The organism is Enterovibrio sp. FF113, assembly GCF_041439165.1.
GTDB classification, from domain to species: Bacteria; Pseudomonadota; Gammaproteobacteria; order Enterobacterales; family Vibrionaceae; genus Enterovibrio; species Enterovibrio norvegicus_A.
Window position 1 is genome coordinate 365,540 of record NZ_JBGONO010000001.1, and the last position, 21,971, is coordinate 387,510.

General features: G+C 48.0%; 13 protein-coding genes and 1 pseudogene. 3 read left to right on the top strand and 11 right to left on the bottom strand.

What is annotated here, in order from left to right; translation table 11 throughout:
• The first annotated feature begins 194 nt into the window (after positions 1 to 194).
• The gene (gene speB, locus ACED36_RS01750) at positions 195 to 1,109 is read left to right on the top strand and encodes an agmatinase (protein ID WP_016961550.1); all 915 of its coding nucleotides are present in this window, start codon (positions 195 to 197) and stop codon (positions 1,107 to 1,109) included.
• A 52-nt stretch (positions 1,110 to 1,161) separates the two neighbouring features.
• Here speB and ACED36_RS01755 read toward each other — a convergent pair whose 3' ends face one another.
• On the bottom strand, positions 1,162 to 2,079 hold the full coding sequence (locus ACED36_RS01755) for an alpha/beta fold hydrolase (RefSeq protein WP_016961549.1): 918 nt from the start codon (positions 2,077 to 2,079) through the stop codon (positions 1,162 to 1,164).
• Positions 2,080 to 2,485: 406 nt separating this feature from the next.
• On the opposite strand from ACED36_RS01755, the gene ACED36_RS01760 reads away from it, so the two are divergent.
• A complete protein-coding gene (locus ACED36_RS01760; protein ID WP_016961548.1) occupies positions 2,486 to 3,487 on the top strand; it encodes a LacI family DNA-binding transcriptional regulator in 1,002 nt (333 codons plus the stop codon).
• Positions 3,488 to 3,572: 85 nt separating this feature from the next.
• On the opposite strand, the gene ACED36_RS01765 is transcribed toward ACED36_RS01760, so the two are convergent.
• The 8 genes from ACED36_RS01765 to ACED36_RS01800 all read right to left on the bottom strand — a co-directional run bounded on the left by ACED36_RS01765 (position 3,573) and on the right by ACED36_RS01800 (position 16,253).
• Positions 3,573 to 7,034, bottom strand: a complete 3,462-nt coding sequence (locus ACED36_RS01765; protein ID WP_371732651.1) for a hypothetical protein — start codon at positions 7,032 to 7,034, stop codon at positions 3,573 to 3,575.
• Positions 7,035 to 7,137: 103 nt separating this feature from the next.
• Entirely contained in the window at positions 7,138 to 8,106 is a 969-nt protein-coding gene (locus ACED36_RS01770) for an ABC transporter ATP-binding protein (RefSeq protein ID WP_016961546.1), read from the bottom strand.
• A 17-nt stretch (positions 8,107 to 8,123) separates the two neighbouring features.
• Positions 8,124 to 9,077, bottom strand: a complete 954-nt coding sequence (locus ACED36_RS01775) for an ABC transporter ATP-binding protein (protein ID WP_016961545.1) — start codon at positions 9,075 to 9,077, stop codon at positions 8,124 to 8,126.
• Positions 9,077 to 10,015: an ABC transporter permease gene (locus tag ACED36_RS01780; protein ID WP_371732660.1), complete on the bottom strand. Its 939-nt coding sequence runs from the start codon at positions 10,013 to 10,015 to the stop codon at positions 9,077 to 9,079. The genes ACED36_RS01775 and ACED36_RS01780 overlap by 1 nt, the downstream gene beginning before the upstream one ends.
• A 48-nt stretch (positions 10,016 to 10,063) precedes the next feature.
• Positions 10,064 to 11,044 carry an ABC transporter permease gene (locus tag ACED36_RS01785; RefSeq protein ID WP_016961543.1) on the bottom strand — a complete coding sequence of 327 codons (981 nt, stop codon included), beginning with the start codon at positions 11,042 to 11,044 and terminating at the stop codon, positions 10,064 to 10,066.
• Positions 11,045 to 11,095: 51 nt separating this feature from the next.
• Positions 11,096 to 12,730, bottom strand: coding sequence for an ABC transporter substrate-binding protein (locus ACED36_RS01790; RefSeq protein ID WP_016961542.1), 1,635 nt, complete (start codon positions 12,728 to 12,730; stop codon positions 11,096 to 11,098).
• 415 nt (positions 12,731 to 13,145) lie between these two features.
• A complete protein-coding gene (locus tag ACED36_RS01795; protein WP_016961541.1) occupies positions 13,146 to 15,164 on the bottom strand; it encodes an alkyl/aryl-sulfatase in 2,019 nt (672 codons plus the stop codon).
• A 252-nt stretch (positions 15,165 to 15,416) separates the two neighbouring features.
• Entirely contained in the window at positions 15,417 to 16,253 is an 837-nt protein-coding gene (locus ACED36_RS01800) for a delta-class carbonic anhydrase (protein WP_371732661.1), read from the bottom strand.
• Positions 16,254 to 16,736: 483 nt separating this feature from the next.
• Here ACED36_RS01800 and ACED36_RS01805 point away from each other — a divergent pair, with 483 nt between their 5' ends.
• Positions 16,737 to 17,921: a pentapeptide repeat-containing protein gene (locus ACED36_RS01805; protein ID WP_371732652.1), complete on the top strand. Its 1,185-nt coding sequence runs from the start codon at positions 16,737 to 16,739 to the stop codon at positions 17,919 to 17,921.
• Between the two features lie 90 nt (positions 17,922 to 18,011).
• Here ACED36_RS01805 and ACED36_RS01810 read toward each other — a convergent pair whose 3' ends face one another.
• Both ACED36_RS01810 and ACED36_RS01815 read right to left on the bottom strand, forming a co-directional pair.
• The gene (locus ACED36_RS01810; protein ID WP_371732653.1) at positions 18,012 to 18,974 is read right to left on the bottom strand and encodes a transposase; all 963 of its coding nucleotides are present in this window, start codon (positions 18,972 to 18,974) and stop codon (positions 18,012 to 18,014) included.
• A 547-nt stretch (positions 18,975 to 19,521) separates the two neighbouring features.
• Positions 19,522 to 21,971 (bottom strand): annotated as a pseudogene (locus ACED36_RS01815) (hypothetical protein); the annotation flags it as partial.

Consider the following 21,971-nt stretch of genomic DNA (forward strand, 5'->3'; position numbering starts at 1 on the left):
GAATGGAATCACAGTTTGTTGCAGTCCCATCGCTTTATTACAAACAATGGCTGACTGCCGCAGAAAATAGACAAAGCATTTTCTCCTTGCTGCTACCTTGAAGAAAGGCACGCGTTTACTTGATAAGTAATGGTTATCGCGCCTGACCCAATTGCGCTTGAAAAAAAGCGTACGAACGTGAAAAAGAGGCGACAATGGAAAACGTATTTTCGAGAAAAGATGACTCACTTTATTCCAATCCCTACTCGTTTCTCCGTCTCCCCATGGTCAACGATCCCACCGAGACGGAAGCGGATATCGTCATTTTGGGGATGCCTTATGACATGGCGACAACGGGGCGATCGGGTGCACGCTTGGGCCCAGATGCGGTAAGACGCGCATCGGTGAATCTTGCATGGGAGGGTTTTCGTTATCCTTGGCCGTTTGATCTTAGAGATCGATGCAATATTGTTGACGCCGGAGATCTGGTCTTTACCTGTGGTGACAGTGAAAACTTCGTTGCTATGGCAACGGACGCGGCAAGTCAAATTCTAGCCTCTGACAAAGCCTTACTAACGCTCGGCGGTGACCACTTTGTGACGCTCCCCCTGCTTCGCGCCCACTATGCCAAATATGGTCAAATGGCATTGATCCATTTCGACGCACACACAGATACCTACAGCCAAGGTAGTCGTTACGATCACGGCACCATGTTTTATCACGCCCCGAGAGAAGGGTTGATTGACCCATCTTCTTCGATACAAATCGGGATCCGTACCGATTATGACAAAGACAATCACGCGTTCAATGTGATTTGCGCGGAAGCCGCCATTGATATGTCCGCCGAGGATATTGCCAACCACGTCAAAGCATTGGTGGGCAACCAGCCTGTCTATTTGACTTTCGATATTGACTGCTTAGATCCCGCCTTTGCCCCGGGCACAGGCACACCAGTGATCGGAGGCATGACCTCTGATAAAGCGCTACGAATTCTACGCGGATTGCGTGGTATCAATTTGGTGGGAATGGACGTGGTTGAAGTGAGCCCACCTTTTGACCATTCAGAGATCACCGCATTGGCGGGAGCAACCATCGCCACAGAGTTGCTTCACCTTTGGGCATCGAAGTAGTAAGAAATATCCGTTAACAGCTGCGACGAACGCGCGTTTCCACCCCTCATTGTTAACCCGCGTTTCGTTTTTGTTCATCGGCTGCTGGCTGTATATCGCGTTCATTCGGCTGAAGTGGCAAAGAATGATTTTCGATAAAGTGCATCACATCCTGCCGGTAAGATTTAAAAAACATATTGGGCGCATGACCGCAGCCAAGATAGTAATTCACTGCCATCGCAGGCTGCACTATGCGCATGCGTTTAACGATGTCTTTAGTGAGCACGTCGGAATGCAAACCATGCATCAACATCGTTGGCTGTCCTAGCTTGGTAAATTGACGCCAAAGATTCAATACAGGTGCATTTTCATCATATCCAGCAAGAATATTGGGGTCATAATGCGTCGTGTAGTGACCGTTATCCAACCGTCTGATCGAGGCTGAAATCATGGTTTGCCACTGCTGTGAGGTATGCGGTCCGAAAGGTTGATAAAGGGTTTGAAGGTATTGGTTAATTTCGCTGTAACGACGAAAAGAAATCGGTTTCTGCACGTAATGAATAATGCGCTTCAAAGCGTCGGCAGGCACTTCGGGCCCAATATCATTTAATACTAGTGACCCAATGCGATGGCGTTGGTCATCGCTCGAGGCCAGCAACATACCAATTAGCCCGCCCATACTGGTACCTACCCAGTGCACGCGGTCGCAATGATAGAAGTCCATCAACTTGACTGCCATATCAATATAGTTGGCGTAGCTATACTCATTTTTAGGGGATTCCGCCCACTGCGAAAGGCCTCGGCCTAACGTATCAGGCGCGATAACACGATAGCCTTTCGCTGCCAGTTCATCGCCAAGCGCGACGAAGTCGATGCTATTACGTGCTAAACCGTGCCAGCAAATCACGGTCTCCCCACCTTCGGGGTTCCACGTTCTAACATGAAGCTCTCGCCCATTGATAATTGGATACTGTTGCAGCATTTCAGACATAGTCAGTCACTCCTCCTGAGTATTAAATTATTTGACGTAATTCACATTTTCTCAACGTAGAATGCAAAATATTTTTTTTTACTCCCAGAATGCCCCCTTAAAGCGCCACTTTATAAAGACGTTGGTATCAAAAGTGTTAACAATGGGCATTTGTACATAATGCAACCGCTTTCAAACTAGAAATGACGCGTTATTCGTGGCACAACTATCGATTGCATTCGGAAGTAATTTGGTATGAGCCTCGCGTCAAAGCCGTTGTTTATAAGGCTGTGAGGTAGATAACTGTTTAGAATGTTGCGCTTTTCACCTTCATCGCTTTCCAAAAAGCCTTTGTGAATGTGTTTTATGGCATGTCTCGTATCGAATATAAAACGAGGGCATGTACGGGTACGTTAAGGAAGATCATTTGATTACCATAAAAGAGGTGGCTGAACTCGCGAACGTTTCTCAGTCGACTGTATCGCGTGCGCTAAACGGCCACGAGTCAGTGAAGGAGAAAAACCGTATTAAGGTATTCGAGGCTATCGAAACCTTAGGGTATCAACCCAATGCGTTCGCACAAGCACTTGCCTCTAACCGCTCGCACAGTATTGGTATGTTAGTTGGTACATTTGATGGCCCTTATTTTGGCCCCTTGATGCACCATGTCGAACGCATAGTTCGACAGAAAAACTACCATTTGATCATCACGAGTGGTCATGAGCAGCATGAAGAAGAACAAGAGTCTATCCGCTTTTTAAATGCGAAAAAGATTGATGGTTTAGTGCTCACATCTGACATGCTCAGCGATGCTGAGATTCTGCAAATTGTAGAGAAGACCCCTGCTACCATGCTGATGAACCGTTATATCCCTGAGATTTCGGACCAATGTATTTGCATGGATAACGAATGGGGGGGCTATATTGCGACAGAATATCTGATTAAAAATGGCCATCGCCGAATTGGTTGTATTACTGGCCAGCTAAGTAAAATTGATAGCCGTGAACGCCTTCAAGGCTATCGCAACGCGCTAGCAAAATATGAAATCGAATACGACCAAAACTTAGTGATTGAAGGTCGCTTTGATCACGATGGCAATGACACTGCAATCCGCCGTCTGATGGACAGGGATGACGAGATTACCGCCATTTTCTGCCTCAATGACAGCATCGCCTTGTCTGCTTATGGCGTGTGCCATGATCGCGGCCTAACAGTCGGTGAGGATATTTCCATTGTCGGGTTTGATAACCACGCATACAGCCCATTCATGACCCCGAGCCTTTCGACTATTAACTTCCCACTGGAAGAGATGGCATGCGAAGCGGCAAAAGGCGTATTGAATATCCTGAATGGCAAACCGCTAAACAACGTAACAAAACGTCTTTTCCCCGCGCTTATGGAGCGCGGCTCAGTAAAAGACATTAGCTGAGACGAAAAACGGCGTGTGCCAGACAAAAAAACAGCCGCTAATGCGGCTGTTTTTGTTATCAACGCTATGCGATGGTTATCTTAGATCAGCTTGCGGCTTGATAAAGCACGCTTTCAGGCACATCTACAATCACACTTTCCACATCACCAGAGCGGCTGAAGATAAGTTTGCAGGTCGATTCCGGCAAGCTATTACCCACCACTGAAATCATCTCACCCGATGTCATTTTGACAACAATGGTCGCTTTTTCGCTATCTGTCAGACGATATAGGAACGGCACCTGACAATAGGTAAACGCCAGCTCCCCTGCATTCAATGTCATGTTCTGCGCGACACCATCAGCGCTCACGAACTCAAAACTTGCCTGTTTCGGGCTAAATTCGCTCTTCATCAGCAGTGTTGGCGCAATACGAATCGTACCGCTTTCCACTAACACACCCAATTCGCCAAAGCGCGTGATCACTTCTTCTTTCACTTGGCCGGTCATACCAGGCTGCTGCGCACCGGCATGTTTTGGCGTATGCGAATAAGGGTCAGCGGGGAAGGCGCCATATTCAGTGGGCGTTTTATTAAAACTAATGCCATCCCGTACGCGATAATAATATGCCGCCAACGCCTTGGTGTCTGCGCTGTCTGGGTTTTCCTTAAGGCTTGCAAAGTACACTTCTTGTACAGCAAGTAGCAACTTAGAAACCATATGCCAGTAAATACAACCCAAACCTTCATAACCAAACATGGTGCCTGAACGTCCCGTGAACTCTTTGTGGTTGAACACGGTTTCGTAAAGCGCTTTGACGTCGTCAAACTGCGCATCAACAACGTGAGAGTAATCAGCCCGTACTGCGCTCAACGCTTCTTTCAACGCACCTGCATTTTCAAAGTCTGCATGAAAATGGAATACACCATTCTTATCAGCCTTCACAATGCGCTTGTCACCGCTCTTGTGCATTTCAGACAACAGATCATTCTCTTTCACGGCGTCCAACGAAATGCAGTTTCGGTTCATAAAGTTCGGTAAATCACGATCAGGGTAAAGCATGAACGATTTCTGGTCCGTACGATACATGTCGCTGTTGAACAAACTATCCAGCAATGAAACCGCTTGCGAGCTTGTTAGCGCGCCCGAACTCAGTGCAGCTACCTGCCCTTCCAACATTGGATATAGCGGCAATGATTCCACAGACTCGTTGCTGTATTGCACCACATTGTAAGCATTAAACAGGCCATCTTCGCGGGCATTAGCCAGTGTGCTGCTGTGCAACAGATCTAAGCTGGTTGACAGCAAGGCTGCGATATCAGCGCTATCTACATGCTCTTTGCCAGAGAAACCATTTTGGTGATAAACCTGCGCGCGATAACGGCTCGCGGATTCCACTAATTCTGTCAGCAATTTGTGTTTAGTCTGACGTGTCACGGCTTTCTTCTTCACATCACGCAACGCAGTGTTCAGAATATCCGTGGTTTCTTTTAGCCAAGTCGCGACTTCCGAAGAAAAACGGATTTTCTCTGGTGCATTCACAAACACACCTTGTAGGAACTCAACATAGCGGCGCATGTAATACAGCGTCACCATCGACAGGCCATTACCCACAATCGCATTGTTCGCATCGTTCCACTCAGGGCGCTGAGTATTCAGCCACACGCCACCGTCAACCACCCAGTTGCTAAGCTTCGCAAGCAAAGGCACCAGCAGTTTTTCTGACAGGTTGACCAGATACACTTCGCGATCCGAGTCCAGTAACAGCTTACCGTCACTGCCTACCATTGAAGCAAGCTTCTCTGTCTTCGCCTGCAGGTCAGTATCAAACGTCACCGTGTCTTTCGGGGTATCAAACAAGGTTTTCGTGTCGCCTATCAAGTACGGCACGTTCGCGTAGCTGTAGATTTCTCGCGTCAAATTGGCTGAAAGCTGTGACGGCTCAAAGCGCTCTGACCACTCAAGGAATTTCAGCAAATAGATGATCTGGTGATCGCCCCAATAACCGATATTGCTCCACGGATCATCAGGTTCCAATACTTCCCAATCGATCCCGTCTTTGGTAATGCGATACGGGTTATACCCATCAATGGTGGATGCATTGACGAACTTGGCAATGAACGAACGCAGATAGCCCGGATAGCTCAACGCCAACGCTTCCCAGTTTTGGAAAATGTCACGCCAGTTACCTTGATAAGCCAACAGCGGGTTGCCTTCCTTATCTTTGACCTTGATATCGTAGTGATTCCAAGGGCGACTCGGGTCGCCATGGCGACGGCCAAAGGTCAACGGCAGGTATTCGTAGCAAAGGCGCACTAACTGAATATCATCTGCTTGCTCGGCAAGTTTGATCAGCTCACTCTGTGTGAAGCGCTCAGGCAGCGCGTTGTAGAACGCCTGGTTGCGTTGGAACACATATTGGTTGGTAAGATGAGCTGTATGCAATACATCTTCTTTACGTAGCGTATAGCCCTGCTCAAACACACCCCCGCGCATGGCATTAAACAATACGTTGGCGTAGTGATGGTTGCTGGTTGCTTCATCCGCAGAGAACTGCCACCCGTCAACGGCACTGATCAATGCCACTAGCTCTTGGCGATTCTCTAGGCAATCTTTGTCAATCCGTGCTTTCAACGCGGATGTATCTTCGAGTTGCGCACGCAATGCCACGATGTCTGCGTGATCTTTCCCAGTATCAAGCACCATCATCCATTGATTTGATTCGCCTGCTTTTAGGCTCACCAACTTATGGATAAAGTAAGCGCCGCGCACACCACGTGTCAGGTTTTCACTTTCAATCACATCACCGCGCTTAAACGCTGGCAACTGTTGGCTACTCAGTAAGATGTCTGATTCATCACTATCAATACTGAATACCGTGTTGGTCAGCAGAGCTTCCGCGGGATCCGCACGGTCACTCAGTTTGGCGTACATGCTGTAAAGCGCCAGCGTGGAACCTTGTTCTTTTTCGTTCCACTTGTAGGCATCGACTAATGCACTGCGCGTTTGCAATGCCGCCATCGGGGCACTGTGTGGCAATAGGTTTTGCACGCCATCAAGAATTTCAATCGCGCGGTGTTGACCGGAGAAATCCGTGAGTTCACTGCGGCGAACAAAACCAACATTGTTGCCACTTTCCCAGCTGTACTGGAAGGTCAGGCGCAATGTCTGGTTAATTTCTTCAAACACCACTTTATCGCCAGTGATGTTTTTGTATAAGTTACGGCTAACGGAGAATTTGCCGTCATGTTGTTGGTTGAACGGTTCCCACGTGACCACATCGCCGCCATCATCTTCTAGACGTATAAAGGTCTTAGGGCCGGTGTTGTCCGCACTTTCATGAATTAAATCGACTGAACGGTAAGGAAAAATCGCATTTTCTGGATTACCGCGACCGGCTGACAAGCAGCCTGTTGACGACGCAAATAACCAGTGATCGTTAGCCGATACCACGCTCATGAAAAACGCTGGCATGTGATCGACATTCTCAATGCGATAAAAACGTTCGCCTTTATTATCAACGAATTGCCCTTTAACTGGGGCACTTGTCAACTTAAAACACTTGTCCATACTTCTTGGTTCCTAAAAAAAAGAAAGCGCTTTCTTTTCTAGTCAAATAAAATCCCGACTCGGATTTCTATCCTTCATCGGGAAATCTCTAGGTAAAAGCGATTTATAGGTGGTGACACCTTGCATAATGACCGGGACGAACCCGTGTCGCCTCGGGCATTGATTGCGTACATGTATCGGTTGCTATTGGGCAACGCGACGCAAACGGACATCCAACACTGCTTGGTTTCCAGAGCGGAATATCACCTTTCTTAACAGACAAATCGCGACGTCCTGCTTTTCCGACTTCTGGCACTGCTGATAACAGCAATTTAGAATACGGATGTTGCGGGTTCTGAGTCACGCTGTCACTTTCGCCCCATTCCACCATATGACCCACATACATAACTGCGGTCTTCTCGGCAAAATAGCGCGCTGTTGCAATATCGTGTGTGATATACATGAAGGCGATCCCATGTTTGTCCTTAAGATCCGCCATCAAATTCAAAATGCCAAGACGCACTGAGACGTCAAGCATTGAAATCGGTTCATCCGCCAAAATCACTTCTGGGTCAACCGCAATCGCCCGCGCAATGGCGACTCGCTGGCGTTGACCTCCGCTAAGCTCATGCGGGAATTTTTGTGCCGTTTCGACGGCTGGCGACAACCCCACCAGTTCTAGCAAGGCAATCACTTTCTCGGTGACGTTCTGCTTGGTTGCACGCTGGTGTATTAACAACGGACGCGCAATGTGATGGTGAATATTGTGCACCGGATTTAGCGAGCTAAACGGGTCTTGGAAAATCATTTGTACCTGACGGGCATACTCCAGTTCACCATATTCAGACACATAGTCTGCCAACGGCTTGCCTTTGAACGTAATGCTTCCGCCCGTTTCTTTGTAGATGCGAGTAAGAATGCGCGCACCTGTGCTTTTTCCAGAGCCCGACTCGCCCACAATGGCGAGAGCTTCGCCTTTTCTAAGATCAAACGACACATCGTTAACGGCGCGCATCAAATGGGTCTTTGAATGCCCAATGCGAAAATCCATCATCAGGTTTTTGATTGAGAGAATCGTTTCGTTGTTATCCATCATTCTTCTCTGCCTCTCTAAACCAAATGACACGATACTTGGTGCGCAGGTGCGACCGTTTTCAGCATCGGTTCATGTTCGGTACACGGCGAAAAGCATTTGCTACAACGTGCCTGAAAATTACACCCCTGCGGAATTTGCAGCAGGTTAACGGGATTACCTGGAATGCCGTATAACCGTTCTTTCGGTCCATGAATGGTCGGAAACGAGGAGATCAATCCTTGTGTATACGGGTGCTGCGGTGCACCAAACACAGTTTGCGCGTCACCTAGCTCAATCATATTGCCCGCGTACATCACGCCAATGCGATCGGCAATTTCACCCATCAAGCTAAGATCGTGGCTGATAAACAATATCGAAAAGCCAAACTTCGATTTCAGATCGTAAAGCTCATTCAATATTTCACGCTCAACCACCACATCTAAAGCCGTGGTTGGCTCATCCATAATGATCAGTTTTGGTTCAAGCGCTAACGCAATCGCAATCACCACACGCTGACGCATGCCGCCGCTTAGTTGATGCGGAAACGCGGTCAAACGATCTGGATGAATACCCACGGTTTGCAGAAGCTCGGCGGCTTTTTCATACGCTTGCTTTGGCGTGACTTTCTTGTGCGCCAGCATGACGTCTGTTAACTGTTCGCCAATCGTGATCACTGGGTTCAGTGAATTCATGGCACTTTGAAACACCACGGACACTTCGTTCCAACGAAATGCGCGCAGTGCTTTGTCGTTCATTTTCAGCACATCCTGACCCTTGTAGAGGATTTCCCCTTCAGAAATCAGTGCCGGTGCTTTGTGAAGACGCGATATCGCGAACGCCAAGGTACTTTTACCGCAACCGGATTCACCCGCAATGCCGAGCGTTTCACCTTCTGCAATAGAAATACTGACGTTGTTCACGGCACGCGCCACGCCATTCGGTGACACATAATCGACGCAGAGGTTATTGATTTCTAATAATTTTGACATTACAACCCTCTCCTCTTATCGGCGATTTTCTTCAGCTTATGCCACAACTTCATGTGCGGACCCGTTTTGAGCTTTGGATTGCTCACTTGGTCTATCGACATGTTGATTAGCGCGAGTCCACCGCCGGTGATGGCCAGTGCCAACGCTGGCACCATCATTTCCCACCACGCGCCGGTGTATAACGCTGAGGACGTCTGCGCCCAGTAGAGCATGGAACCCCAGCTCACTTCGGTCGCGTCGCCCAGGCCTAAAATACCTAACCCTGCCTCGGAGCCCATTGCATAAATAACAGCACCCAAGAAGCCGCCAAACACAATGGAAACAAGGTTAGGCAAAATCTCGACCATAATTATCCGCCACTTAGATTCACCCATTACCTCCGCAGATAAGATGAATTCTTTGTGGCGAATTGCCATGGTCTGCGCACGAATAACACGTGCCCCCCATGGCCAGGAGGTCAACCCCAGTAAAAGTGTTATCACCACGGATCCCACTTGCCCCAAAAATGCCGCGAGCACAATGAGCAAGGGAAGCTGTGGAAACACCAAGAAAACGTTTGTTATAAAATTCAGGCGCTCATCAATCTTGCCGCCAAAGTAGCCCGCAGAGACACCCACGGCGACAGCCAATGTCATGGCAATCAAACCGGCAAACAAAGACACGGTGAGTGTTTTACGTGCGCCGTGGAGCACTTGGCTGTATACATCACGACCACTGCGCGTGGTGCCCATAAGATACTGCGCACTCGGTTCCTGATGCGGACGCGCCACCCGTTTTTCAGGTGAATACGGCGCCAGAACGTTGGCAAAAATTGCGCCCACCAGCACGATGGTCAGTAGTAACGTGCCCAAAATCGCAGGCGGGTTGCCGTAGAAAAAGGCGTAGATTGCGCCAAATGCACGTTTGATGCGTTTCATTCCACCGTTTGGCGATTTCATGTTGCTGCCTTGGCCTTGGACGCTTGTATTGACCGTTTTGTCCATCTCTTAACCCTCACTCGCAATGCGTGGATCAAGCCAGACATACAATAAGTCGGCGACAAAGTTAGCGGTCAAAACTGCTGACACAAGAATAAGCAAAATGGCCTGAATCAGAGGGTAATCACGCGCGACAATACCTTTCAGCAAAATGTTGCCAAGCCCCTGATAGTTAAACACCACTTCCGTCATGATCGAACCGGCAAACGAGAAACCAATGGCCATCGCAATGGCGGTCGCGACCGGAAGAATGGCGTTTCGGCCTGCGTATCGGCTCATCACGCGATAGCTACTTAAGCCTTTGGCTTCCGCCATGGTCACGTAGTCTTCACCCAGCACGTTGATCATGGCGTTACGCATGTTAAACACCCATGAGGCAATGCCCACCAACACCATGGAGCCTACTGGTAAAATGGCGTGCTCGAGCACACTGCTAATAAATGCGAGGTTTAAGCCCGGATCCAGCGACGGGTCATAGGTATACGCCAGTGGCAGCAAATCCAATTTGAGACCGAAAATGTAGAACAGAAACAGCGCGGTCACGACATACGGAAAATTACTGACAAACGCCAATACCGGCGGAACAACCTGACCAAAAAAGCCAGTGCGACGATAAGAGGCATACGTGCCAATGCTCACACCTATGATCAAAGACACAATCAGCGAACCAAGAGCCAAGAACAAAGTCCACGGCAAGGCATTGGCGATCACGTCAGACACACTCACTGGGAACATCAACACAGATGGACCAAGATCCAGCGTGAAGACACTTTTGATATACGCCAAATATTGCTCAAAGATATTGCCATCAAGGAAGCCATACATTTCGCGAACGGCATCCATTTGCGCGGGATCCATCCGCCCTTGCGACGCAGCAAACAAGGCTTCTACCGGATCACCCGGCATCATACGTGGCAACATAAAGTTGAACGTAATCGCAATCAAAAAGGCGGAAAAATAAAACATAAACCGCCGCAGCAAAAATGGCATCGCATTGCTCCTTTCTAAGCCACCCGATTCTAGCGAGGGCTCGCGGTTTGGTTATTTAAGATGCAAGTTGTTCAAAATGATCACTCGCTTACCACCGTCATACCAAACTGGCTGAACGTATGGGTTTTCTTTGGTTGGCCAACCGTCCACTTTCTTGGTGCTGTACTGGAACCACGTAGGGTTTGAGAACAGTGGAATAAACGGCATGTTTTCTGCCGTAAAGGCTTGCAGCTTGTCCAAGATTTCTTTTTGTTCTTCGGCAGAACCCGTCTTACCAAAGCTATCAATCAATGCATCAATGTTAGGGTCATTCACACCGTGGCCAGCATGCCAGCCTTTGCCAACACGCGACGACGAGAAATATTCTTGATAAGCAATAATTGGATTGGTGGCAACCATCGACCAGTTAATCGCGACGTCGTAATTGCTCTCTTTGAGGTTCTTGTCGTATACCGCCCAATCAACAGTTTTGATGGCAGATTTGATCCCGACTTCATCGTAAAACTCAGTCACCATTTGGACCACTTGAATCCAGTCAGTCCAACCGTTGACCACTTCAATATCAAACGCCAGTGGCGAGCCATCCGCTTTTTCTCGGTATCCATCGCCATCGACATCTTTCAAGCCCGCTTCATCAAGCAGTGCTTTGGCTTTCTTTTGGTTAAACTCAGTCAAATGGCTGTATTTTTTTGAGATGTCTTTGTTGATGTTGGTTTCATAAAGCTCGCCGATACCGCCAGCATTAAAGTTGGCAGTGGGGTAACCGTAAGCAGCGATATCGACAATCAGGTCGCGATCAAGCGCCATGGATAACGCCTGACGCACGCGCAGGTCGCTAAAAGGCGCTTCTTTTGTATTCAAATACAAATGGATCGCGTCGTTTGCGGGGTACCAAAAATGGTTGTTGGCTTTATCACGCGCGACAAAGGTAGATTCAATATCCGCGATAAAGTTTGAACCCCAATCGATTTCGCCTTTCATCAGCGCAGGCTGAATTTGGGAGTTATCGTTGTATGAACGAAAGCTCACACAATCAAGGTAAGGACGCCCTTCAAGGTAGTAATTCGGGTTGCGGCAAAGCTCCATTTGTTGCGATTTAAGGAACTTTACTGTGGTCATTGGGCCGCTGCCCACAGGATCTGGATTAGTAAAGGTGGTGAGGTTTTCAACCCCAGACCATTTGTGCTGGGGAACAATGTGGTATTTTTCCAGGTTCCAAATGAAGGTGGAATCTGGCTCTGCCAAGGTAAACACAACCGTGTTGCCGTCTTTCGCTTCTACCGACTGCAAATTGCCACCCGACCAAATACCTTTGAGATCGAACGCCGGGGAATTTTTTGTCAGCACAAAACTGAACACCACATCGCTTGCGTCAAGTGGCTCGCCATCAGACCACTTCAAACCATCACGAAGTTTTACGGTGATGGTTTTCAAATCGTCAGAATAAGTGGCAGATTCTGCCAAACGGAAGTTCGTCTCTCCCGTCATGTTGTTGAACACCATTAAAGGTTCAAACATGATGCCGTGGAACACATCTTTAGACGTATAAGGGTTAAAGTTTTCAACAAAGCCGGTGGTGATGATGGGCACATTAAGCGTGCCACCCTGCTTGATATCAGACGCAGAAATGCCAGCACTTAGCAACGCACCACACACGATAGAAGCGAGGAGTTTCTTGTTTTGCATCATTCCGTCCTTTGTTTTTATAAATTATTGATCTGCCGAGCTAACGCCTTGCCACGCACTCAGCAAAAACCTAACCATGTCTTTCATTTGTAAAGTGTAGCCAACCCGTAAACAGCCATAGGTTTAAACATTGCCAAAAGAAAGCGCTTTCTTTTCACATGATATTAGAAAAATGCGGAGAAGCGACAAGCTGCCATTTACTTTTTTGTAACATCGATCACAGATAAGCCAACAGGGAATTATCGGTAATATCACTAATGAGATTTATTGCATTGTTACAGAATAGTGTGTGGTCGATATTGCAGATTTTTGGCCGTCAGCAACAACGTAAGGACAAGCCAAAAGCCTGATCCCGTCACCAACGAAAAATCCCCCAGCCGAGGCTGAGGGATTTTTGTGACGCTATGTTAGGATTTTATTTGTTTGGCATGGGTAGAATTTCAAACATACCGTCAAACTCGTCTAAAGTCCCTGCCAATGATTGTATTAGGCTAGCGTCTCCTTTCAGTGTCGCCTTACCTTCTTTCACCAATGCGTTTAGCGTTGTTTTACCCAATACAACTTGCGTGAAGTCGTTCTTGCTCACTGACAGTGCAACATCGGTTTGCGGTAGCTGCTCTACTTGGATATTCGCCATGTTCGCGTTAGAGACTTCACCATAGTAATGTTCTTCTAGCTCAGGGTGCGAGACCGCGAAACGGAAGTCCAAATTAGCGAGTTCGGCTTTTTCAGCGTTGAGCTTCACCGCTACAAAATCAAGGAACATACCTGTTGGTGTATTTGCAATCACGTCTGCCGATGCAATTTTCACTGACGGCTGAATCTCACCAGTACGCAGTTCTACCGCGCCCTGCAAATACGAGTTACGCCATGCCATGGTTTCCGACTGGTAGCCTTGCTGTTCAAAGCTGTCTGCCAATGCAAAGCGATAATCAATGTTGCTTGGGTCGCATTGAACCAAATCATTGAACAGTTGCGATGCTTCTTGGTATTGACCGTTGGTAAAGTGGACTTTGCCTGCTTTATACAGCGTATCCGCACCTGCTGCTTCTACATAAACACACGATTTTTCTGTTGTCTGCAGTGGGTTGGTATTCACTGGGTTCATGTCATGGTAACCAAGATACAGGTTGACCACTGCTCTTGCGTTATGGCTGTAAGAGCCGTGATACCCGTTGGTATGCCACGTGTCTTTTTGTGTTTGCGGCACAATTTTTTCAATCTCACGACCCACATCGTGAACAGTGACACCGTGGTTAGCTAAACGCATGGATTGATTGTGAATGAAGCCATAGTTGTCTCTTTGCAGTGCCATGTATTCTGAGATTTCATTCACTTTTGTGTCAGTATCGTTCCACACAGGTGCAGAGTGCGCAGCATGAATGTTGTCTACCAGCCCGCTATCCACAAAACGTAGCTTGAGTTCAGTGAGATATTTGGTCCACACCAGTGCATCACGCACTTTCGCGCCACGGAACGTATAGATATTGTGCATACCGTCATAAGTCAGCTCAGCAGTATTCAATGATCGATATTCCGGTACATAAAGCACGATTTCTGCGGGTGCTTCTGCCCCTGGCATGTTAATCGCGTGGAATGTTAGCCCATCAATGGTGATTTCTTTTTCACGCGGTTGGATCTCTTGCGTCGGCGCAACCAAGGTCACTTCTCCACGCGATGTCCCCAAGCCCAGTGCGTTATCGACAATACCTTGCGGGTTGTTGTCTAACGTTGTGCCGTATTGGTAGTTTGCACGACGCCCCATGGCGGTGCCTGCAATCACGTTTTCATCCGCAAGTTCTTTAATGAAATCTTTCGGCGCGTAAATCTGCGCGTCTTTTACCATGTCACCAGATTCGAGAATGCCGCGTGAACCCCCAAAGTGATCCGCATGCATGTGCGAATAGATCATGCCGGTGATTTTGTGTTCACCTTTAATTTTCGGCAGATGCAGCTTGGCAAATTCCCATGAAGCGGCCGCCGCTTCTCGTGATAACAATGGATCGTGAATCACATAACCATTGTCGGTGCGGTAAATAGTCATGTTGGACAAGTCGGCACCGCGAATTTGATACACGCCATCGGTCACTTCATACAGACCACCTGCGGTGTAATTGAGCATACCTTGACGCCAGATTGACGGATTCACTGTGTCAGGCAATTCATCCACATTCATGGTGTCCATGTAGTCAAATCGTTGCTTCAACTCGCCGGCTTGGTGGCTGCCGAATTCTGCAATCAAACCACGCTGAGTGCGCTCAAACGCTGAGGTATCTTGCCAAGGCAGTTGCTTTGCCAGTTCTGCATTGGCTTGCTTTGTTTGTTCGGTAGCCGGTTTTCCTTTGTACGTTTCTAAACTGGCGTAATCCGCTGATGCGCTGAAGGAAACCATTAATGCGAGCGCAAGGGTAGAAGGTGCAAAACGTGTATTCATAGACTGTCTCTCTCTTGTATGTTTTTGCTATGAACACAATGTAAAACATCAACCCATCAGGAAACATCCATGAATCTTTATTTAACACATCATGATTTGTTATGTGTTGAACTAGGGTGTCTTTCCAGTACCTTCAGTATTTCAAACTCGTACTACGACCCGAATGGGATAAAGTGATAAAGCAGTGTGTACGCAGATAGGCAGGCAAAAAGGGCGCAAATATGCGCCCTTTCGTCATTGCTATTGCTATTGCTATTGCTGGATTTCAGAAAGCAGATCTTTATTCACCACAAGGTTTCTGACGCCGTGAGCATGATCTTCATCAAAATCGTTGCCCTCACACCATGCACCAACGGTCGCAATATTTACTTTGGCAACCTTAGGGCGAACACTCCACGTCACTTGGAATGGTGAGCCTTCTTCATTATATCCAGGGCCCGTCGTTGAGCCCGCGTATTGAATAGGTTTACCTGTGTTGTTTGGCATGTTGATCGCCTGATGCACGCCGTCTTTCTTCTCATGCTCATTCAGTTTTTCAAAATCCAATGCAGTATTGTCATTTACCACTACGTAAACTTGCGTTTCTACGCGGAGTTGTGGATTTTTGTTTGCGTCATTAAAACATGAACCCAAGGTTGCCCCTGGTTCAACTTGTGCAGTGGTATGAACATAATGCACTTCGATCGTATCACCCGCCTTCACGTCGCCATGCTTGCTTGAACAGATTTCACCTTTCACAGGCGCAAGCTCAGCGGCACTCAGCTTACCGGCATATTGGAAGCCGCTTTGGTAACCATGACCGTCACCATTGCCTGCATACTTCGTGAATTCTCCCCCTTTGTGCTCCGCATTTTTATGGAAGTGGATATTACACAGATTCATCTGTGTGTATTCCGGCGCTGGGTTAAACGACAACGTGTTGCGACCCTCATGCGAATCGATGTCTCTTGGAGACTGAGGACCGAATCCTTCACCAGCTGTATTTTCTGCCAGCTCACTACGCTGTTCTGCAATCGCTTCATCAGACACGTTCCCATCGCCGCTTTTTGCCACCACACCAAAAGACGCGATGCTGGCCAATACGATGATACAAAGTTTGCTTGTTTTCACAGGTTCACTCCCTTGTTAGTTCAAATCAGAGGTTCGACTCATAAGACGCTTTTATGCTTTACGCGCCAATCCACATTCGCTGTGAGTGCGAATGCCAAAAAGGCTAACAGAAGTTAAATCAGATCTTTACCCTCCAACCAGTCATATGCCACACATACGAGCCCAGCTCTCAAAAATAATACAATAAGCATAACGTCCAACCATTCACCCTTCATCTTCATAGCGCGTTTATGAGCCAAGAACCACAAGGCTATGAAACTGACAACACTATGATTTTTAGGATGCCTGCCCCCAATCCAGCTGCTTTTGTAGGCGGTGTTAGGCATTAAACGCATGCAAGTAGTATAGAAATGTATACCTATTGGCGGCCGATGCAGTATTGCCGTACTCAGGATGAATAGGGTGTTTTTCTTGCTTATACTTGCATATTATTTAGTCGTTTTTTAAAGGTTAATTTTAAATATGGATACGGTTGAATTGGTTGAAGAAAGCTTTGCGAAACTGCCCGACGGGAAGAGGTTCGCAGAGCTTTTCTATCAGAAAATTTCAGAGCATTCGCCACACCTGATGCCACTTTTTGCGAACACCTCGATGACAAAAATGGCCGACAAACTACTTGCTGCTTTGACGGCAATGGTTGCTGCTTTGCATGATCCGGAGAAGCTGCAGAATATGCTAGGGCCACTGGGGCAGCGACACTTGTCTTACGGTGTGCTGGAGTCACATTATTCGATAGTCGGTCAAACCCTACTTCAGACGTTTGAGGAAGAGCTAGGCGAGGAATGGACGGATGACTATGCTGCTGCTTGGTCAGAGGTCTACAGCAACGCCGCTAAGATAATGCAAGAGGGTGCGGCAAAAGCGAAAGCGCAAAATCAAAGCACAACCAAGACAACCAAGAAACCTGTAAAAACGAGCGCTTTGGCGTGGCTTTATTCTCTGCCAGTTCCAAAACTATTGGTTTTGTGGTTGGCACTGTCGGTGGTTGTATTGGAGATTGCCGCCATTTATGGGGTTCCGAGCTGGACGAGGTTACTCAGTGCCTGCTCTTTGGTGCTGTTAATCCTGACTATGCTTCGCGGAAATAACGATGCAGAAAAAGCCGGGATTCTTGAATGTTGGAAAACGATTGACAGCTCGCACGGCGTGAAAACATCGCGGGCGAGACAGATTGCGATGGAGCGGCTGAATGAAAAGAAATGCGCAATGAACAGACTGGACTTGGCAGAAGTAGGCTTGATGAGTATGTCATTGGACGGTGCTGACCTGAGTGAATCGAATCTGAGTGAGGCAGACCTTACGGAATCATCACTGGCTGGCGCGAACTTTACAAAAGCGCGATTAGACAAAGCGTTATTGGTTAGTGTCTATGCGCCAAAAGTAGACATGTCATTTGTCACCTTGGCCAAGGCTAACCTTTCATCATCCAATTTGGAAAAGGGCTCGTTTCTTTTCTGCAACATGAAAGGGGCCAATCTATCTGGTGCAAATTTGAAAGGCGCAAATCTAACAGGTGTACTGATGGACAAAAATACCTACCTATCTGGTGCCGACCTTCGTGGAGCGATCATAGATAAGAGTATGTTGGATCAAGCCTACACCATTGGAATGATAAAACCTGATGGGAATGTGGTCACCGAGGTATAGAACAAATAACGGAAATACAGGAAAATACAGGTACATATACCCTAAAGGCCGTTAACTGATAAGTGGACGTGTTTACGAAAGGAAGAAGAATTAACGCTCAAGCAGACGAAGACCAGAAAGCCGTTTACGATGCAAGTCAGGTAACACCGCTTTCAGTGACGATTCTGTGCCAATCATGCTGCCTCGCTCTATACATGTGCAGGTGCTCAACCAGTTTTCACGGACAAAGCCCAGCCGTTCAAGTAATGATGGCTGCGTGTTGTCTATATTCCCCCTTTTACCATCTCGGATTTGTCTGCCTGTCCAATCAACAAGCGCGAGGTAATCCATCAACCGAAAGGGGATGCCATCAGGCATGTCTTGTCGCGGGTTTCCTGCGAACGGGAATAAGTGGGCAGCGGTAATTTCTGCTTTCTTTAGCGATTCAATACGCGCCTTGACGGACGTGTGCTCTGAGGTTTCTGGTGTTTCCGCCATGGCGGCTCTCACTGGATTCAAATCCACGTACGCCATGGCAGCGGCTAAGGCTTTTTCATCCAATAACGCTTGGCTTTTGAATCGCCCTTCCCAGAAATGGCCTGTACATTTGTCTTCGCGGTTGGCCTCTGAGGCAATGTGCTGGTTGAGTAACCGCATAAACCAACTGATTGAGATAAGACGCTCTCGCCAAACTTCTATGATTTCGCTACATCGCTCTGTTTCTGTATCGGAGAGTTTATCTCCTTGCATGAAGCGCTGAACAAGTGCAGGGCCTTGATGAAACGCCAGCCACCGCTCAACGATTTGGTGCGGTGACAGTCTTTTGACCTTTTCCGTATTGATATGTAACACAACGTGGTAGTGATTGCTCATAATCGCGTAAGCACAAATATCGATACAAAATGCCTTTGACAGCGCTAACAGACGCTTTTCAATCCATTCTCTACGGTGCTCATAGCTTTGCTGGGATTTGTCATCGTAACCACAAAGAAACGAGCGTCGCACACAGCGCGAAACGCAGTGATAGTAAGGCGTGGCGTCAATACTGATAAGAGATGAGCGGGCTTTTGTCATTGGAAATTTAAATGGCTAACAATTGAACAATGCTGTGAGCATATCGCTCAACCACTTGCCATTCATCTTCAAAGCGCGTTTATGAGCCAAGAAACACAAGACGCTGAAACTGACAACACTATGATTTTCTTAGGGTGTCTGTCCCTCTAATTCAACTGAAAATACAGAGACACACACCCTAAGAATAGTTAAAAATACGAGCCCAACCACTAGCTAATTCAGTGGTTGAAATCTCAGAAGTGAGCATTATTTAACGATTATTGGTATTGCAGTCGACAGATGATTGAATATGGCGTTTTTCGTCATACAGAAGTCTCAGGCCGTTACCTGATAAGTGGACGTATTTACGAAAGGAAGAAAAATTAACGGTCTGGCAGACGAAGTCCAGAAAGCCGTTTACGATGTAAGCTAGGTAACGCCGATTTCCATTTTCAGGGTGTGTGTCCACGTTATTTACCTTATACCTCCGCTCCAACTATTTCTTTCGATGGGAAATAAAAAAGGAGCCCAAAGTGGGCTCCTTTTAATAGAGAATGAAAAACGATTGTTACTGCGTGGTGAACTCAAACTCCGCGAACTTAATATCACCAGTGTCTGCAACATCACCTTTAAGGATGATACCAATCACTTTCATATCAGAATGGCTAGGCGTTGGTACAGTGACTTTCAACCAACCGTTACCCAAATCTTCTGTCACAACCTGATCACCATTAATGTCACCAGCCGGATTCTGGCTGCTCACCAAATACGTCATCGTTCCACTACTACCGCTTTGGAACTCAATCTTCGTCTCATAAAAGTCGCTTTGCTGCACTTTATAAGAGAAGTGAGTATATGACGCAATGTTGGCACCCGCTGTGTTAGTGGTCTCCATCACTGCTGTCGCCCATTGAACGGTCGCCGATTGACCTTCACCCGTCCAGTTGCTCGCTGGCGAACTGGTAATGGTATCTGAGTAAGGTGCATCACCGCTGTTTGCAGTAAGTACGACACCGCTACCCCATTGATCACCAACGAACTGAAGACCAATTGTATCTTGCTCACCATTAAATGTGACGAAAGTGTTTGCATCACCGGCTTCACCGCTTCCGGTTCCGGTTCCACCGCCATCAGTACCACCATCAGCACCAGTAGGAGAAATAATCACATTGTCGACGAGATACTCGGAGCCTACTCCGGTAGCCCATGCTGGGAATACCATGACAAGATCGATCGCTGTGAGGTCTAGCCCGTTGTTGGATAGGTCACTCAGGTTAAACGTATAGTGCTTCCAAGTATTCAACTCAGGAAGCGTACCTAAGCTCAACTCTACGAACTCACCACCATTATCAGGACCGCCATTTGATTCAACTTTGAATTTCCAGTCATCTGCTGGTGCATCACCTGCCGCAACTAGCTTGATATCAAACGAGATTGTACCTTCTACCATCCATGCATTCACATCGATTGGCTGTGGGTTCGTTGTAACACCTTCACGGGAACTGAAGCCATTTACTGTCGCGCTGACCACTTGGAAGGAAGTAACTTCGCCGTATTCAGCATCACTATCAGTGATTACAGGTGGCGTGGTTCCACCACAACAATCCCACGCTACCCACTGAGGGTTCGCTGCATCGTTAAAGATAACGATTGGAGTGTTACCTGTGGTGCCGCCGTCAGTACCACCATCGGTGCCGCCGTCAGTACCACCATCGGTGCCACCATCGGTGCCGCCGTCAGTGCCACCATCGGTGCCGCCGTCAGTGCCACCATCGGTGCCGCCGTCAGTGCCACCATCGGTGCCGCCGTCAGTACCACCATCGGTGCCGCCGTCAGTACCACCATCGGTGCCGCCGTCAGTGCCACCATCGGTACCTCCGTCAGTGCCACCATTCGAGCCAACTGCATTGAAGGAGATGTTGTCGAAGTGCATCACTGTGTCTGCATTACGTGAGGTATCTGCATCAACGAAATCAGGGAACACGACTACGCCAGTAACAGGACCGTCATAAAGGTCTGCGACAGACGAGAAGTCAAACGTCAGCTCTTCCCACTGGTTAACAAGCGTGTTGTTAGCAAGAAGCTCTTGCGCGTAACCCGTGGCCGTCTCCAGCTTGAAACGTACGGTGCTAGCTTTGTCTTTGTACACCATCATACGAACAACGCTGTTGGTCGCATCAAGGGTGAACGACTCAACGTCGCGAGTAATAGCACCTGCCCATGGCGCACCAGCGGCGCGCGCAATGATTTTAGCTGCGGTGCTTGAACTGTTTACACCCGAGGTGTCTGGGTTAGCAACAAGTTCAATCGCTGGATTGTCATCGTTCTCGAACACTTCCCACGTTACTGCATTGGTTTCGAAGTCGATGCTGTCGATACCGCTGTCAGTGCCACCGTCGGTACCACCATCAGTGCCGCCATCAGTGCCGCCATCTGTACCACCGTCAGTGCCAGCAGCATTGAAGGTGATGTTGTCGAAGTGCATGACTGCGTCTGCATCACGTGTAGTATCTGCATCAACAAAATCAGGGAACACGACTACGCCAGTAACAGGACCGTCATACAGGTCTGCAACAGACGAAAAGTCAAACGTCAGCTCTTCCCACTGGTTAACAAGCGTGTTGTTGGCAAGAAGCTCTTGCGCATAACCACTCGCCGTTTCCAATTTGAAGCGTACGGTGCTGATTTTGTCTTTGTACACCATCATACGAACAACGCTGGTGGTCGCATCAAGAGTGAACGGTTCCACGTCGCGAGTAATAGCACCAGCCCATGGTGCGCCATTGGTGCGTGCAATGAGCTTGGCTGCAGTAGCCGAGACATTTGCTCCAGAGGTATCTGGGTTAGCAACAAGTTCTACCGCTGGGTTGTCATCGTTTTCGAACACTTCCCACGTTACCGTGTTCGCTTCGAAGTCGATGATATCGCTCGCAGTGATTGTTACGCCGTTATTACCACCATCAGTGCCGCCGTCAGTACCACCATCGGTGCCGCCGTCAGTACCACCATCGGTGCCGC

Bases quoted from the DNA above. Each gene is read 5' to 3' on its own strand.
- ACED36_RS01785 (WP_016961543.1), bottom strand. From the start codon at position 11,044: ATGCCATTTTTGCTGCGGCGGTTTATGTTTTATTTTTCCGCCTTTTTG.
- ACED36_RS01765 (WP_371732651.1), bottom strand. From the start codon at position 7,034: ATGGACAAGTGTTTTAAGTTGACAAGTGCCCCAGTTAAAGGGCAATTC.
- ACED36_RS01810 (WP_371732653.1), bottom strand. From the start codon at position 18,974: ATGACAAAAGCCCGCTCATCTCTTATCAGTATTGACGCCACGCCTTAC.
- ACED36_RS01790 (WP_016961542.1), bottom strand. From the start codon at position 12,730: ATGCAAAACAAGAAACTCCTCGCTTCTATCGTGTGTGGTGCGTTGCTA.
- ACED36_RS01775 (WP_016961545.1), bottom strand. From the start codon at position 9,077: ATGTCAAAATTATTAGAAATCAATAACCTCTGCGTCGATTATGTGTCA.
- ACED36_RS01780 (WP_371732660.1), bottom strand. From the start codon at position 10,015: ATGAAATCGCCAAACGGTGGAATGAAACGCATCAAACGTGCATTTGGC.
- speB (WP_016961550.1), top strand. From the start codon at position 195: ATGGAAAACGTATTTTCGAGAAAAGATGACTCACTTTATTCCAATCCC.
- ACED36_RS01805 (WP_371732652.1), top strand. From the start codon at position 16,737: ATGGATACGGTTGAATTGGTTGAAGAAAGCTTTGCGAAACTGCCCGAC.
- ACED36_RS01770 (WP_016961546.1), bottom strand. From the start codon at position 8,106: ATGGATAACAACGAAACGATTCTCTCAATCAAAAACCTGATGATGGAT.
- ACED36_RS01795 (WP_016961541.1), bottom strand. From the start codon at position 15,164: ATGAATACACGTTTTGCACCTTCTACCCTTGCGCTCGCATTAATGGTT.
- ACED36_RS01755 (WP_016961549.1), bottom strand. From the start codon at position 2,079: ATGTCTGAAATGCTGCAACAGTATCCAATTATCAATGGGCGAGAGCTT.